At 52.3% G+C, this 14,939-nt stretch carries 14 protein-coding genes and 2 pseudogenes; 5 read left to right on the top strand and 11 right to left on the bottom strand.

Annotated elements, in window-relative coordinates:
• Genes NT239_10615 through NT239_10600 form a run of 4 tightly spaced genes read right to left on the bottom strand, consistent with a single transcriptional unit; the run spans position 1 to position 1,979 of the window.
• Entirely contained in the window at positions 1 to 573 is a 573-nt protein-coding gene (locus NT239_10615; protein XGA70237.1) for an FMN-binding negative transcriptional regulator, read from the bottom strand.
• A gap of 1 nt (position 574) precedes the next feature.
• Complete coding sequence (locus NT239_10610) at positions 575 to 1,012, bottom strand: rhodanese-like domain-containing protein (protein ID XGA70236.1); 438 nt, start codon at positions 1,010 to 1,012, stop codon at positions 575 to 577.
• Positions 1,013 to 1,014: 2 nt separating this feature from the next.
• The gene (locus NT239_10605; protein ID XGA70235.1) at positions 1,015 to 1,548 is read right to left on the bottom strand and encodes a GNAT family N-acetyltransferase; all 534 of its coding nucleotides are present in this window, start codon (positions 1,546 to 1,548) and stop codon (positions 1,015 to 1,017) included.
• Positions 1,549 to 1,559: 11 nt separating this feature from the next.
• Positions 1,560 to 1,979 carry a hypothetical protein gene (locus NT239_10600; GenBank protein XGA70234.1) on the bottom strand — a complete coding sequence of 140 codons (420 nt, stop codon included), beginning with the start codon at positions 1,977 to 1,979 and terminating at the stop codon, positions 1,560 to 1,562.
• A 102-nt stretch (positions 1,980 to 2,081) separates the two neighbouring features.
• On the opposite strand from NT239_10600, the gene NT239_10595 reads away from it, so the two are divergent.
• Together NT239_10595 and NT239_10590 are read left to right on the top strand one after the other, a co-directional pair.
• The gene (locus tag NT239_10595) at positions 2,082 to 3,539 is read left to right on the top strand and encodes a PLP-dependent aminotransferase family protein (GenBank protein ID XGA70233.1); all 1,458 of its coding nucleotides are present in this window, start codon (positions 2,082 to 2,084) and stop codon (positions 3,537 to 3,539) included.
• Between the two features lie 104 nt (positions 3,540 to 3,643).
• A complete protein-coding gene (locus NT239_10590; GenBank protein XGA70232.1) occupies positions 3,644 to 5,107 on the top strand; it encodes an alanine:cation symporter family protein in 1,464 nt (487 codons plus the stop codon).
• 43 nt (positions 5,108 to 5,150) lie between these two features.
• On the opposite strand, the gene NT239_10585 is transcribed toward NT239_10590, so the two are convergent.
• Together NT239_10585 and NT239_10580 are read right to left on the bottom strand one after the other, a co-directional pair.
• Complete coding sequence (locus NT239_10585) at positions 5,151 to 6,008, bottom strand: transporter substrate-binding domain-containing protein (protein ID XGA70231.1); 858 nt, start codon at positions 6,006 to 6,008, stop codon at positions 5,151 to 5,153.
• 111 nt (positions 6,009 to 6,119) lie between these two features.
• Positions 6,120 to 6,581 carry an ecotin family protein gene (locus tag NT239_10580; protein XGA70230.1) on the bottom strand — a complete coding sequence of 154 codons (462 nt, stop codon included), beginning with the start codon at positions 6,579 to 6,581 and terminating at the stop codon, positions 6,120 to 6,122.
• A 170-nt stretch (positions 6,582 to 6,751) separates the two neighbouring features.
• Between NT239_10580 and NT239_10575 the strand changes: the two genes are divergently transcribed.
• A complete protein-coding gene (locus NT239_10575) occupies positions 6,752 to 7,372 on the top strand; it encodes a protein-S-isoprenylcysteine O-methyltransferase (protein ID XGA70229.1) in 621 nt (206 codons plus the stop codon).
• 26 nt (positions 7,373 to 7,398) lie between these two features.
• Here the strand turns inward: NT239_10575 and NT239_10570 are convergent, their stop codons facing one another.
• From NT239_10570 to modA, 5 genes are all read right to left on the bottom strand, one after another.
• Positions 7,399 to 8,868 carry a diguanylate cyclase gene (locus tag NT239_10570; GenBank protein ID XGA70228.1) on the bottom strand — a complete coding sequence of 490 codons (1,470 nt, stop codon included), beginning with the start codon at positions 8,866 to 8,868 and terminating at the stop codon, positions 7,399 to 7,401.
• Between the two features lie 141 nt (positions 8,869 to 9,009).
• Complete coding sequence (gene modC, locus NT239_10565) at positions 9,010 to 10,104, bottom strand: molybdenum ABC transporter ATP-binding protein (GenBank protein ID XGA70227.1); 1,095 nt, start codon at positions 10,102 to 10,104, stop codon at positions 9,010 to 9,012.
• Positions 10,104 to 10,463 carry a DUF2750 domain-containing protein gene (locus NT239_10560; GenBank protein ID XGA70226.1) on the bottom strand — a complete coding sequence of 120 codons (360 nt, stop codon included), beginning with the start codon at positions 10,461 to 10,463 and terminating at the stop codon, positions 10,104 to 10,106. The genes modC and NT239_10560 overlap by 1 nt, the downstream gene beginning before the upstream one ends.
• Before the next feature lie 53 nt (positions 10,464 to 10,516).
• Positions 10,517 to 11,188, bottom strand: a complete 672-nt coding sequence (modB, locus tag NT239_10555; protein XGA70225.1) for a molybdate ABC transporter permease subunit — start codon at positions 11,186 to 11,188, stop codon at positions 10,517 to 10,519.
• Entirely contained in the window at positions 11,188 to 11,919 is a 732-nt protein-coding gene (gene modA / locus NT239_10550; GenBank protein ID XGA70224.1) for a molybdate ABC transporter substrate-binding protein, read from the bottom strand. The genes modB and modA overlap by 1 nt, the downstream gene beginning before the upstream one ends.
• Before the next feature lie 240 nt (positions 11,920 to 12,159).
• On the opposite strand from modA, the pseudogene NT239_10545 reads away from it, so the two are divergent.
• Together NT239_10545 and NT239_10540 are read left to right on the top strand one after the other, a co-directional pair.
• Positions 12,160 to 13,188 (top strand): annotated as a pseudogene (locus NT239_10545) (MCP four helix bundle domain-containing protein).
• A 612-nt stretch (positions 13,189 to 13,800) separates the two neighbouring features.
• Positions 13,801 to 14,604, top strand: a pseudogene (locus tag NT239_10540) (methyl-accepting chemotaxis protein).
• Positions 14,605 to 14,939 lie beyond the last annotated feature (335 nt).

Below are 14,939 nucleotides of genomic sequence, written 5' to 3'. Positions count from 1 at the left end.
CTACGCCAAAGCAGCACGCACGCCAGCCTGATTTTCCGCACTTTGGTTCTGGCTTTGTTTAAATTTGCCCTGCATAGACTGAATACGGATTTCAATGCCGACCACGGCCGCCAGCATTTTCTCCAAGTAATCGCTTGGCGCATCGCTCATCGCCCACGGTTGTGCCTGCCCTTGCTCGTGATGCTCGGTCATTTGACTGAGCAATTGCCGCAGCGCCTCAGGCGAATCCATGACTTCCAGCACGCCATTAATCTGCACGGCAGAGTAATTCCATGTCGGCACCACGCGCGGGTCGCGCGCTTTGCTCGGATAGTAGTTCGGCGAAATGTAATCGCCTCGCGACTGGAACAGCGCCAGAATTTCACGGCCCGCGCACAGTGCCAAGCGGTTGGCGCGTGCCAAGTGGCCACGCAGCACGCCAAACTCGCTGCCATCGTCATACCAATACAGCGGAATCAAATTGGCATCCAATCCAGCCTCGCCCTGCGCAACCAAAGTCGCCAGCGGATAATCACGGATCAGTTGCAGATCGCTTGCCCGATCGGGCGATTTAAAATGATTAGGGGTATACATATCAGCACGCACATTGGATTGAGATTTCAGTTAATACCCCCGGCTCATCACCGGTCGCGATCGCCAAGCCATCTTGTTGCCACCAGTGAATACCACCGATCAACTCTTTCACCTGAAAGCCCAGTTGTGCCATTTTGTATACGCCCCAGGTTGAGCCATTGCAGCCGATGCCGTCGCAATAACAAACATACACTTTGCTGCGATCCAGCTGCGCCGTTGTGTCTTCATTCATCGTGCGGTGCGGGAACGAGATCGCACCGGGAATATGCGCAGTCTGATAATGCCGTGGGGAACGGGTATCAAGCACGACGATCTGTTCATTGCGCGCCAGCAGGTCCGCCGCCAGATCAGCCGGATCGGTACGGTATTTGAGTTGCTCGGCAAAAAATGCGGCCGACTCTTGTGGGCTGGCCAAACCAGAAGATAAAACTGCGCTCATATTCATACTCCTTGTCGACTTAATAATTGGCTCGCCTTGGGCCAAACATATCTCAATGTCGCCACCCGACTACCATCGGGCGCCAACCACTCGTGTTCACCTTCACACTGCGCACCACGGCGCTCGTAAAAATACCGCCCTGCCGTATTGCTCTGATTGCAATATAAATAGATGCCTTGATGCATATACTCATCGAGCACTGCTTGCGCCGCCTTAGCTAACAGCAGCGAACCCAAGCCCTGCCCTTGCGCGGCTTGAGCCACGTGCAAATTATCAATATACGAACCCCAGCGCGCATCATGGTTTAAATAAGCGCAGCAAAACCCGATTAGTTGATGATCTTGTTCAAGCAGCCACACGCGCTGCTGTGGCGTGGGCGAGGCCAAACGTTGCCGCCACTGCGCCAAACGCTCGCCTGCGGCGTGATGATCTAAATAATCATCACTCAGCGTGCCGCGATAGGTTTGCTGCCAGCTTTGTACGTGTAAAGCGGCAATCGCGGCGGCATCGTGTTTCTGAGCAAACCGAATTTGCATCGCCATTCTCTTTAATGAAAACTTTGTACCGCACAAATCACCACCCATAAGCTGGCAGCGACGCTAATTTTGCCGAGCAAGGCCAAGCGGCGGAAAACGGCAGCATCGGGCCGAGGCCGACGCATCGCTTGGACTCCGAAGACAGCGCACACCACGATGATCGCCACCGCCAACAACTTACCCCATAACCACAGCGAGTCCTGTACGCCTTGCCAAAGTGCTTGCAACATCAAAATCCCCGTCACCACCAACAACAGCAATCCGGCATACGACATATAGCGCAATGTATAAAGTCCGATGGCGATTTCAGCGCGTTCACGCTCAGCGAAGCGTGGCAACAGAAAACCAATCACAAACAAGGCAAAGCCAGAGCCCGCACCGACAATCAGGCCAACAAAATGCAGGGTTAGCAATAAATCTCGGAACATCATGCCGCGCAATCCAATCTAGGTTGTTGATGACTTTCAATGTCTGCACTGTAGCTGCATAATGGTCTTTCACTGCAAACCAATTTTCCAGCCAAGGCCAGACCAATGTCCGCACTCCCCACCCTCTTTGCCGACCAAGCGCAGGCCGATTTGCCCTTGCACGAACAACTCGTTCGCACGCTGCGGCGCGCGATTTTGGATGGCTATTTGCCGCGTGCCAGCAAACTGCCAGCAACGCGCACTTTAGCGCAGGATTTGCAACTGTCGCGCAGCACGGTCGAGCTGGCGTATGCGCGGCTGGAGTCGGAAGGTTATCTGGCGCGAAAAACCGGCGCCGGCAGTTTTGTGGCGATTGACGCGCAAGCGAGCGCAAAGTCCAAAGCCAGCAAGTCGGCCAAGGCGGCGGCCGGTTTGTCGCAACGCGGGCAGGCGATTGCCGAGCTGGGCGCATGTCGAGATGATTTGTTTAATACACCGCTGTTTTTTACTGGCCAGCCCGATACGAATGCTTTTCCGCAAGAAATGTGGGGCAAGCTGATGCAGCAACGCTGGAAAAAAGACGGTGCGCAGCTAATGCGCTACGGCGACCCGCAAGGCCTGCCCGAATTACGCGCGGCGATTGCTGGCTATTTGGCGCAATCGCGCAATGTGCAGTGCGACGCCAATCAGGTGCTGATTTTGACCAGCTCGCAGCAAGCGATTCAGCTGATCGCGCAAATGCTGATCGACGTCGGCGACCATGTTTGGCTGGAAGAGCCGGGCTATCCGGGCGCGCGCAATGCGATGCACAGCGCGGGTGCGCACATTTGTCCGATTCCGGTTGATGACGAAGGCATCAATATCAATGGGGAGTATCCAAGCCCAAGGCTTATCTACACAACGCCTTCACACCAATACCCGCTAGGTATGGCGATGAGCTTGCCGCGCCGGATGCAATTACTCGAACGCGCGGCAGCACTCAAGGCGTGGATTATCGAGGACGATTACGACGGCGAATTTCAATACGAGCATCGCCCGCTGCCGTCGCTGCAAGGTCTCGATACGCAAGGGCGCGTGATTTATGTTGGCACGTTTAGCAAAGTGCTGTTTGGCTCTTTGCGCCTCGCCTATATCGTGTTGCCGCCTGATTTGGTCGCCGCATTTAGCAGCGCGCGCAATGCATTTGATGGGCACAGCAATCAATTGCTCCAAGCAGTGACAGCCGATTTTATCCACGGCGGCCATTTCGCCAGCCATTTGCGGCAAATGCGCACGCTGTATAAAAGTCGGCGCGATTTATTAATTAGCGAGCTGGCGCAGCATTGCCCGCAATTGCTGCCGCTGCATACCAGTGCCGGGCTGCAATTTACGGTCCGCATACCGCAGGGTAAGGAGTCCGAGTGGACCAATGCGGGCCTCGCGCGCGGCTTGGCCTTGCGCCCTTTAAGCCAGTTTTTTAGTCAAACACCGAGCATTGAAGGCTGGCTCATGGGGTATGCGTCGCTCAGCAACGATCAGATTCGGCTACAAGCCAATACACTGGCCAGTATTATCCGCTCGGTCGAGCACTCACAGCACAGCTAGGGTATTTCCTGCTTCCGATTTCCCTGATAGCGCAGACTCACGATCCTGAGACAATCATTAAAAATTATTAATAAAACGTGTTTCATCAATCTGGAGTGTGAGGAATGCAGGACATCGTCAATAGCCTGAATGGCTTGATTTGGAGCCCAGCACTGATCTATCTGTGCTTGGGTGTGGGCGTCTATTTTTCAATTCGTACCCGCTTTATGCAGGTGCGCCATTTGCGCGAAATGATACGACTGATGTTTGATGGCAAGGCCAGCGACGAAGGCGTTTCATCGTTTCAAGCTTTGACGATGACACTGTCGGGCCGCGTCGGGATCGGTAATATCGCCGGTGTTGCGACCGCCATCGCCTTTGGTGGCCCTGGTGCGGTGTTCTGGATGTGGATGATGGCGTTTTTGGGCGCGAGCACGTCCTACATCGAATGTACACTCGGCCAGATTTACAAACAGCGCGTTGACGGCCAACTGCGCGGCGGCCCCGCTTACTATATCGAACGCGGCCTTGGCATGCGCTGGTACGCGATTGCTTTTGCCTTGGCGACAATTTTAGGCTGCGGCATTTTGCTGCCAGGCATGCAAGCGAACGGGATCGCCAGCGGCCTGAGCAACGGCTTTGGTATTCCAGCAGAAACCACTGCGCTCGGCGTTGTGTTGGCGCTCGGCCTGATCGTGTTTGGTGGCGTCAAACGCATTGCGCGCTTTGCTGAAATCATCGTGCCGTTTATGGCGCTTGGTTATATCTTGATGGCGGGCGTCGTGGTGGCGCTGCACATTAGCGATTTGCCTGAAGTAATCCGCTTGATCGTTAGCTCGGCGCTGAGCTTTGACGCTGGTTTTGGCGCGATGATCGGCTTGGCGATTCAATGGGGCGTGAAGCGTGGCGTGTATTCGAATGAAGCCGGCCAAGGCTCTGGCCCGCACGCTGCCGCGGCGGCCGAAGTAAGCCACCCTGCCAAACAAGGTATCGTGCAATCTTTTGCCGTTTACGTCGACACGCTATTTGTCTGCTCGGCCACGGCGTTTATGATTTTAATCACCGGCAAATACAATGTCGTCAATCCTGAAGGCGGCTTTTTGTTTAGCGGCTTGGCGGGGGTACAGGCAGGCGCCGGATTCACGCAATCCGCCGTTGAAAGCATCTTCCCCGGCGTAGGTGCAATGTTTGTTGGCGTGGCTTTGCTGTTCTTTGCATTCACGACAATTATTGCTTACTACTACATCGCCGAAACCAATGTGGCCTATTTGCTGCGCAATGAAAAAGCACGCTCGGTGGCATTGTTCGCGCTTAAATTTGCACTCTTGGCCACCACAGTTTACGGCGCAGTGCGCTCGTCTGACTTGGCGTGGGGCTTGGGCGATATTGGCGTAGGTTTAATGGCTTGGCTCAATATTATTGCGATTTTACTGCTGCAAAAACCAGCACTGAAAGCGCTAAATGATTACGAAGCACAACAGGCCAAAGGTCTGGAGCCAGAATTTGATCCACGCGCGCTAGGGATTGAAAACGCCGATTATTGGGTCCATCGTGCGGATAACGCCGTCGAGCCAGACCATAGAAAATAAGCAGATTGATCTACCCAAAGACCGCGCAAAATGCGCGGTCTTTTTATTGGGAAGGAAGATAAGCGTCGATGGCCTGCTGCATCAACTGCTGACGCAGCCCTAATACAATCGCCGCATTCAGTTGATTGATAAAATCGGCCTTGTAACTTGGATTATCGTAGGCGCTAAAACCAATATGCGCGGTACGCTGCTGCAATTCATACGCTTCGAGCAGGTCGAGATTTTTAAGCGACATCTCAGCCTTGGGTTCCAGTTGTAGTTTGCGCAAGACAAATTGCACCGCAAATTGATCGTTGGCATAACAATCGATGCGGCCCGCCGCCAATTTACGTAAATTCACTTCACTATTGGCCGCTTCATCAATTTTAATTTTCCCATCTTGCACCGCATGCCAAAACGCATCGCTTAATAAAAATCCGCGATTAATGCCGATGACCACATCGGCAAAATCCTGCGGAAAATTTGGCCGAGGTTTTTTCATTACGCGTCGCTCGCACATAATCACAACACGCTCCGTGTGCAGCGGCACCGAGTAAGGCACCATGAAACCCCGCTCGCTAAATTGATAAGGCGGAAAAATCGCTAGGGCCTCACCACTTTTCACCATTACTAGCGCTCGTTTCCACGGCTTGGGTCGTAACTCCAAGCGGTAATCCGGCATCAATTCACTCACATGGCGCAAAAAATCGACATAAATCCCTTTGAATTGCCCATTTTCCACATAGGAATACGGCGGATAAGCTTCATCGCCGTACATCACCACTAACTGCTGCGCATGCACCGTTGCGCAAGTAAATAGCATCAATAGCCAGCGCAACATAAGCCCCTCACCCGCAAACCAGTATTGATCCAGTGTAGAGCAGAAAAACGCAGGTTCGATACCTGCGTAACAAATCAGCACGGTTTAGCCAATAGCGTATCCGATCAAAGCTTATAAAATAAAAATGGCAATACCCATAACGGTATTGCCATTAGCACATTACAAATATTGATCTACAGCTTTATACCTTTACTATTTGGCCACTTTTGCCTTCGTTGGTGCGCTCCAAATTTTGTAGCGCAGCTCGATATCATTCGGTACGTACACCACCAACGGTAATTTGGGGTTATAGCGCAGCAAGGTTTCTGAATAGACAGGGACAAATTTCTTCTTCGCGCTACCTTCAGGGCAGGCCATCATCGTCGTAGGCCCCGTCGTGACCGGCCCTACAACCCAGTAGTTATAACCCCAACCTGCAGCGGTTTTTTCCTCAATGGTGGCTCGCAAGCCACGCGTATTGCAGTCAGCCTCAATGACTTTACCTGGGATAAGCTGCACGCGGCGCAAATCCGGATCCTTCACTTGGGGCAACTGAATCACCACTCGTTGATAACCTGGTTCCGCTTCAGGAAAAGCCTTCATTGGATCAGGGCTAGCCAATACCGTACCAGAAGTCAGCGCAGCCACAACACACCACATTGGCAAATTTTTCATATCCCACTCCTTACTCAAGATGCAAAAAGCATAACGTGTTTTGATCGTAAGCCCTAGTGATTATTTACGGTATAGCTTGCTGCATATTTACACACCAAATTGCACATTCATTCGATAATGATTATCATTAAACTTATTATTTGAGTACGCCCATATGCAAGGAAGAAGTTATGAGTATTGAAATGAATCTAGACATCGCGCAGCGGCTGTTTATCTTCGCCGCATTGGCGCTGATCTGCATTCGCCTTCCTGTTCTTCTGCGCCAGCGGCGACTACAGCCCATCGCAAACCAATCTGATTGGCCCGAACGGATCGGTCATGGTATGGCGGTGTGCGGCATGCTACTTACACCGCTTCTAGCCAGTACGGACTCGCTCTTTGCGCACTTCAATTGGAGTTTTAGCCCGCTCATGGCCTTGATGGGCGCTGGTGTGATGCTGCTAAGCCTGTGGATGTTGTGCTGCAGCCAATATGATTTGGCCGGCCATGGCACCACAACGTGGCAATTACACACCGGGCAGCGTTTAGTTAAATCGGGCATCTATCAACATATTCGCCATCCAATGTATGCCGCCTTCTGGCTCTGGGGATTAGCCCAAGCCATGATGCTGCAAAACTGGTTGACCGGGTTCAGTGGGCTGGCTACTTTTGCCGTTCTTTATTCGGTACGCATGCCAAACGAAGAGCGCATGCTGTTAAAGCATTTTGGGGCGGAATACTTAGCTTATATGCACAGCACTGGGCGCATCTTGCCGAAATGGCAGTGGCATGAAGAAAAACTACCCGTGTAGATTAGGCTATTACCCCAACCCAAGCTTCAAACGAGGATGACATCGGCGCCATCATCGCTAACTACTTGATTACGGCCCGTACTCTGCGCTTGCTCGAGCAAATCATCCAAACGCAGTAACCATATTTCAATCGCATCGCCCCGCTGCCATTGCGCGACAGCAACGCTAATCGTTAGCGCCGCGGGTAAAGCCACGGCAAAACGGTGTTGTTCCACGGTGTGTCGCAAACGCTCGGCTAATTCAGTCGCATGCAGTAATTCACAATCATCCAAGACCATCATAAATTCACTGCGTCCAATATGGGCAACAATGTCACTGGCACGTGAAGCGGCGCGAAGTAAGTCGGCCAACTCTTGTAATACCTCGGCCATTTTGCCTTGAGCACATTGCTGCTGGAGATCAGCAAACCAATCGATATCAATCAATAGACCCGAAATGGGGCGTGGGTTGCGGTTTAATTCGCTTAATTTTTGGCTTAAGAGCACGTCTAAGGCCGGACGGGATGGAAGAGAAGTAATCGGATTAACAAAGGCCAATTGGGGCTGCCCACTGGAGGTGGGCTGTATGCGGTAGCGTGCGAGTACCGCAATAATCAGCGTAATAGCACCGCAAATCAGCAAATTAAGCAGCAAAACTTGTTGAAATGGGCGCAAGGCTTCGCTGGCATTTTGCTCCACCAGCAGATACCACCCTAATTCAGGAATAAAGCGCGCATGCAGTTCTATTTTTTGTCCATCAAGTCGGTAACTCAAGGCACTTGGGTTAGTTTGTTGAGCCAATATTTGCGCAGCCACCGTTTTCACCCCAGAGGCTTGCTGCAAGGAACCATGCATGGGGTTATCTTGTGCAGTGAGCATCACCTCACCAGCGGTGTTGACAAAATAAATCCGCCGCCCAAAACGCTGCTCGTAACGGGTTAAGAGTGCCGTTAATGTATCGAGTTTGATACCAAGCCCAATCGCGCCAAGAAAGCGATTTTGCTCATCTACAATACGGTGATTAACAAAGAAAGTGACGCGCTCACGATCAGGAATATCAGCTTCTGTTTCGATGGAAAACGGCTCATTCATGGCCCGCAAACGGAAATACCAACGATCACGCGACTCACTGGCGCTGACATTTTTTAACATGCCACCAGCGTGATAATAATGGTGCGTCTGATCTGACACTAGGAAACTGGTAAACAGTCCGTTATTTTCTTTCGCTTCGGTGAGGTAATGAATCATTTCACTGCGATTTTGCTCGCCACTGAGCAACCAATCGCGAACAAATGCATCGTGCGCCATGTGTGAAGCCAGTAACACTGGGCGCAACATATCTTTCTGGATTTCGTTGTAAATATTGTCACTTGTCAGCGGCAAAGCCTCGTGCACTAAGCTTTGCTGCACTTCCTTATGCGACACCCAATAGCTCACCATGCTGGTGGTTACAAACCCCAAAAATAGCAGTGCAGCCAAGTAGGTCCATGCATGCAAACGATAGGGAAAAACTTTCACGGCAAACCTTAACCGATTCGATGGGCATTCCAATATGCCAATACTTACAGATGGCGACATATTAGGGATTTAAGCAATTACGGCGCCTGTATGGAATATGCAACCAACATGAAAACACGCAACACTACCTTCGAATGTTGCCTAGAGCAGCGCCACCGCTTTAATTTGCGCCCACACTGGCTGACCAACCGCAAGTTGCAGGCTTGCTTGTGAATAAGCAGTAATCCGGGCAATAAAAGTGAGGCCTGCCACGTCTAGTTGCACTAAGAGATGTGCTGGATGTGTGGTCGGGATTAGCGCGAGTATCGTCGCTGGCAGGCGATTCACAATACTGCTGTCGTGATGCTCGCTATGCGCCAAACTAATATCGCGCGCAAATACCCGCAGCCGTTGCGCTTGACCAACAGTGTGGTTTTTTGTCGGCACGTGTAATTGCGCGCACGCGCCGTCGCGACCAAAGGCGAGCGTACTGAGATGAAATTGCTCGTCGATCGCGACTACGTGCGTATCAACAATCGTCGATAACTCATCGGAAAATTGACTAGGTATATCTGGGTGAGACAATACAGATGAGAGCGCCCCCTGCATACCCACCCCACCCTGATTCATCAGCACGAGAAAATCGGCCAATTGGCTCACTTCGTCCATCGCATGCGTGACATACACCATGGGCAAATCGAGTTCGCGATTAAGCTTGGCCAGATAGGGCAACAGCTCGGCCTTACGCGGCGCGTCGAGCGCGGCCAGTGGCTCGTCGAGCAGCAGTAATTTGGGCGAGGCCAGCAAAGCACGCGCAATCGCAACGCGCTGTTGCTCGCCACCCGATAACAGCGCGGGTTTACGCGCCAATAAATGCGCAATGCCAAGTAATTCAATCGCTTGCTCGGGCGCAATCCGCCGTTGCTCGGCCGGCGTGCGTTTGAGGCCAAACAGCAGGTTTTGCTCGACCGATAAATGCGCAAATAAACTCGGCTGCTGAAACACCATACCAACGCCGCGCAAATGCGGCGGCACAAATCTCGCCTCGTCCTGCCACACTTCACCGGCGATATTCACCACGCCGCGCACCTGCGGCGCCAGCCCCGCAATCGCGCGTAACACCGTCGTTTTGCCGCAACCCGACGGGCCGAACAATACCGACACGCCGCGCGCGGGCAAGGTTAGATCAATATCGAGACCGAATTGATCCAACTGTGCATTCAGTTTGATCAGGAACGAAGCCGAATCGCTAGTCATTATTGCGCCGTTTGCTGCGCCTGAACTTGAGTTTGCAATTCCGTCGGCGTTACATCGACCGACACGGCGCGGATCGACGACCAATTCACGCCAGCCAGCAAACCATCGCGCTCCATGCCGGGCACCATTTGCTGCGTGAAAACCTCCCACGCAATCGCCACGGGTTCAAAGCCTTTGAATGAGGGCACATTCGCGATCTCTTCTTCGGCGCGCGCTTTCGATGACCAAAACGGCATCGCGCGTTTGCCTTTGCCGCCTATCGGCGCAGGAAAGCCAACGTCGTCTTTAATGCTCCAGATCGTTTGGGTTTGCGCGACTTCGCGGTAAAACTGGCTAACTTCTACTTCGGCAGTGCTCATTACAGATTTCCTGATTCAAAATAATTGGGCTGCGGGTTTAAAGCCTTGGAGTTTTAGCGCGCAGGCTTATTAAAAAAATGCAGCGCAAACAATACGATAAAGCTGAACGCCAACATCGCTAGCGATAAGGCGTGCGCTTGCGTGTATTCCAAGGCTTCGACGTGATCGTAGATTTGCACCGAGATCACGCGCGTTTCATACGGGATATTACCGCCTATCATCAGTACCACGCCAAATTCGCCGACCGTATGCGCAAAACTCATCACCGCGGCGGTGATGATGCCGGGCCGCGCCAGCGGCAACACCACGCTGAAAAACGTATCGCGCGGCGAGGCGCGCAAGGTGGCGGCGACCTCCAGCGGGCGTGCGCCAATCGCGGCAAAGGCTTGCTGCAAGGGTTGGACGGCAAACGGCAGCGAATAAATAATCGACGCGATCAGCAAGCCCCAAAACGTAAACGGCAGCAGGCCAATGCCCAACGCTTCGGTCAATTGCCCCACAGGGCTATTGGGGCCGAGCGCGACGAGCAGGTAAAAACCAATCACCGTCGGCGGCAGCACCAGCGGCAAAGTGACAATCGCGCCGACAATTTTGGCGCGCACGCTGTGGCTGCGCGCGAGCCACCACGCCAGCGGCGTGGCGAGTACGAGCAAGCACAGCGTTGTCGTTGCAGCGAGTTTGAGCGTTAGGCCAATCGCGGCGATGTCTTCGGGGCTAAACCACATTATTGATAACCATATTGCCGGATGATTTTTTGCGCTGCGCCCGATTGTAAATACTGTAAAAAGGCACGCGCTGCGGCATTATCCTGCCCTTTTTTCAGCAATACCGCATCTTGTTTAATGGGTTGATGGTATTGCGCCGGAACGAGCCAGCCACGGCCTTGGGTAATTTGCCCGTTCATCGTCACTAACGATGCCGCAACCAAGGCCAAATCGGCGTTGCCGCTGGATGCAAATTGCAGCGTTTGCGCGATGTTTTCGCCGTACACCAGTCTGCCTTCGGTCACGCTGCTCAAGCCTTGCGATTGCAGATATTCCAGCGCCGCGCGGCCATACGGCGCGACTTTGGGGTTTGCAATCGCCAAGCGTTTAAACGGCGTGGTTTTTAAGGTAGTTTGATTAGGGGTATTGCCATCAGCGCGCCATAGCACAAGGCGGCCAGATGCATACGTAAAGGCAGTATCTTTAACAGCCAAGCCATTGGCAATTAAGCGCTGCGGCGCTTCGTCGTCGGCCGCTAAAAACACCTCAAATGGCGCGCCATTGCTAATTTGCGCAAATAATTTACCTGTCGCACCGCTGGAAATTTGCAGCTGATGGCCGCCGCTTTTTTCAAATTCGGCCGCCAGTTGCTTGAGCGGCGCAACAAAATTACTCGCTACCGCCACTTTAACCTCCGCCGCTCCCGCACCGGTTGTCAACGCGAACAACAGCATGCACCAACTCGTTTTCATTTTTAATTCCTTATACACCAATCACCGAACTCGGATTGCCCACTAAGCACCGCAGCATATCTCGCCCTGCTGGCCGTTGCTATGCCTAGGACGAAGTAGATTTCAATACCGCTTGTCGGCGTAGCAAATATGACAATCGAAAAATGCGCGCAACTAAACTATCACGAAGATTACCGGAGATTTCTCAAAAAGTAAGATCTCTTGTTAGATGTTTCAAAAGAGCTCGAAAAGGTGATCCGAATGCAGCTTTCAATTAAATCACGTCTGATCTACACCGTCGCTTTTCTCGCCCTCCTCCTCGTTGGGATTGGCAGTTTAGGGATATATAGTCTTGGACAAAGCAATCAATCGCTTAAAACCGTCTATGAAGATCGTGTCGTCCCCTTGCAGCAACTTAAACTTATTGCGGATGATTATGCCGTTAGCGTGATCGATGCCGTCAATAAAGCCAATGCCGGCCTAGTCGATGCCGAAACGACCTTAAATAAAGTCCACGCGGCGAGCGTCGAGATTGATAGCCTGTGGAAAACCTATATGGCCACCACGCTGACCAGCGACGAAGCCAAATTAGCCAAAGAAGCCGAAGCGCTGTTTGAGCGGGCCGATCATGATGTTAAAAAACTCGAAAACTTCCTCAAACAGCAACATGGCTCTTTGCAAGGCCAGCTGAATGAATTTGATGGGCCACTCTATGCCAGCATCGACCCGATAGGCGGCAAGGTCGGGGAATTAATCGAGTTACAGCTATCGGTCGCGAAAGCCGAATACACTGCATCACAAAAAACCTTCGAAACAGTGCGCAATATTTCGATTGCCTTGATCATCCTTGGCAGTGTTTTAGCGGGCTTATCGGCTTATTTATTGATTCGCGCAATTTCGGTACCGCTCTCGCGCGCTGTCGCCGTGGCGCAAAACATTGCACAAGGGCAACTCAATAATCAAATTGACACCCGCTCTCAGGATGAAACGGGGCAACTGATGCGCGCCATGCAGCAGATGCAAACGTCGATTCAAAGCTTTGTTGGCGCCCAACAAAGCATGGCACAACAGCATAGTGCAGGCATGATGAGTGCCAGAATGAATGAGCACGACTACCCGGGTACTTTTGGTGAAATGGCGCGACAAACCAATGAGCTGGTCGCGGGCCACATTGCAGTGATCGAGCAAACCATCGATGTCATCGCCCAATATTCACAGGGTAACTTTAGCGCCGACATGCCGCAATTACCGGGTGAGAAAATCAAAATCACCCAATCGATTAGTGAGGTGAAACGCGCTTTGCTGGCGATTAGTGGTGATATTGCTCGCCTTGCTTCTGCAGGTGCGAATGGTGACTTTAGCCCGCGCTGCGATGCCAGCCAGTACCAGCATATGTTCAAATCGATGTTGGAAAACTTAAACCAGCTGATTATCACCTGCGATGTCGGTTTTAACGATGTGCTGCGCGTGTCCGAAGCCTTGGCGCAAGGCGATCTTAGCCAAACGATTAGTAAAGATTATCCCGGTTTGTTTGGCCGTACCAAACAGGGTGTGAATGCGACGGTGGCCACGTTAAATGAGATCATTGGCGAAGTGAATCAGATGGTCAGCGCCGCTGCGAAAGAGGGCGACTTCAGCACGCGCTTAAGCTTAGAGAACAAACAAGGTTTTTCACGCCAACTGGCCGAACAACTCAATCAACTCTCCAGCGTGACCGATACCGGTTTACGCGATGTAATGCGCGTGGCCAGCGCACTCGCGGATGGCGATTTAACGCAAACCATTACGCAGCAATACCCGGGCTTATTTGGCGAAACCAGCGAAGCGGTCAATACCACGGTTGCGAATCTGCAGCATTTAGTCGGCGAAATTCAACAATCAGGTATCACCATCTCGCATGCCTCAAGTGAAATTGCCCAAGGTAATGCCGATTTGTCGCGCCGCACCGAAGCCCAAGCGGCCAACTTAGAAGAAACTGCCGCCAGTACTGAAGAGCTAACCGGCACTGTGCGACAAAATGCCGAAAATGCCAAAGAAGCCAATGTCTTGGCTCAAAGCTCAGCGCAGATTACCAAGGAAGGTGGCGTGATGGTGCGCCAAGTGGTGGAAACCATGACGGCGATTCAGGATGCATCCCGCAAAATTGTCGACATTATCAGCGTGATCGACGGTATTGCCTTCCAAACCAATATCTTGGCGCTCAATGCCGCAGTGGAAGCGGCACGCGCAGGTGAGCAAGGGCGTGGCTTTGCGGTGGTCGCATCCGAGGTGCGCAACCTGGCACAGCGCTCGGCCGTCGCCGCCAAGGAAATCAAAGTGCTGATTAATGATTCAGTCACGCAAGTGGAGCACGGTAGCCAGCAGGTCCACCAAGCGGGAGAAACGATGGTACAAGTGGAGAACAGTATCGAGCGGGTGCGCGTGTTAATTAGTGAAATTGCCAACGCTTCGGTTGAGCAAAGCGCCGGGATCGCCCAAGTAAACCAAGCAGTAACGCAAATGGACGAAGTCACCCAGCAAAATGCCGCTTTGGTGGAAGAGGCTGCCGCCGCCGCCGAATCACTACAAGAACAAGCGCATGCGCTGTCTGAGGCGGTGAGCGTATTTAGATTAAGCCAACAAATGCCACAGGGGGTACAAGCCTTAATCAGCAAAGTATCCCGCGTGGATACCGCAGACAAGGCCTTATTGATGTTGCCTGCTTAATGCGGCCCCGCAATCACGGCACCAAGGCCGCGCACGCGGCCTAACGCCGATACTCAGCATAGCTGTCGTTGGTGGGCTTTTGGGTGACACAGCCCTTTTGCAAGGCGAGGCCCCTCAGCGAGCGGGAAGGGAGAGATAAACCGTAAAGGCTAGCAATTCATAGGCAAATTATTTAGGTTCAGCATTGCCGAGATATTCAAAATGTTGCTTTACCACTTTTTTATTACGCTGAAGCCCACCAATCGGTGGGCTTGTTTTTTATTGTGAGCCAGCACACTCAAGCAGTCAAATTTAAACGTTTGATTTAATACGTGTTTTACACCACATTCCGCACG

This window comes from Chitinibacter sp. SCUT-21 (assembly GCA_041874755.1).
Taxonomy (GTDB): domain Bacteria; phylum Pseudomonadota; class Gammaproteobacteria; order Burkholderiales; family Chitinibacteraceae; genus Chitinibacter.
This window is presented reverse-complemented; position numbering and strand designations above follow the sequence as displayed.

Excerpts from the sequence above, each read along its gene's own strand:
- NT239_10615 (XGA70237.1), bottom strand. The coding sequence starts at position 573 with ATGTATACCCCTAATCATTTTAAATCGCCCGATCGGGCAAGCGATCTG.
- NT239_10610 (XGA70236.1), bottom strand. The coding sequence starts at position 1,012 with ATGAGCGCAGTTTTATCTTCTGGTTTGGCCAGCCCACAAGAGTCGGCC.
- NT239_10605 (XGA70235.1), bottom strand. The coding sequence starts at position 1,548 with ATGCAAATTCGGTTTGCTCAGAAACACGATGCCGCCGCGATTGCCGCT.
- NT239_10600 (XGA70234.1), bottom strand. The coding sequence starts at position 1,979 with ATGATGTTCCGAGATTTATTGCTAACCCTGCATTTTGTTGGCCTGATT.
- NT239_10595 (XGA70233.1), top strand. The coding sequence starts at position 2,082 with ATGTCCGCACTCCCCACCCTCTTTGCCGACCAAGCGCAGGCCGATTTG.
- NT239_10590 (XGA70232.1), top strand. The coding sequence starts at position 3,644 with ATGCAGGACATCGTCAATAGCCTGAATGGCTTGATTTGGAGCCCAGCA.
- NT239_10580 (XGA70230.1), bottom strand. The coding sequence starts at position 6,581 with ATGAAAAATTTGCCAATGTGGTGTGTTGTGGCTGCGCTGACTTCTGGT.
- NT239_10575 (XGA70229.1), top strand. The coding sequence starts at position 6,752 with ATGAGTATTGAAATGAATCTAGACATCGCGCAGCGGCTGTTTATCTTC.
- modC (XGA70227.1), bottom strand. The coding sequence starts at position 10,104 with ATGACTAGCGATTCGGCTTCGTTCCTGATCAAACTGAATGCACAGTTG.
- NT239_10560 (XGA70226.1), bottom strand. The coding sequence starts at position 10,463 with ATGAGCACTGCCGAAGTAGAAGTTAGCCAGTTTTACCGCGAAGTCGCG.
- modB (XGA70225.1), bottom strand. The coding sequence starts at position 11,188 with ATGTGGTTTAGCCCCGAAGACATCGCCGCGATTGGCCTAACGCTCAAA.
- modA (XGA70224.1), bottom strand. The coding sequence starts at position 11,919 with ATGAAAACGAGTTGGTGCATGCTGTTGTTCGCGTTGACAACCGGTGCG.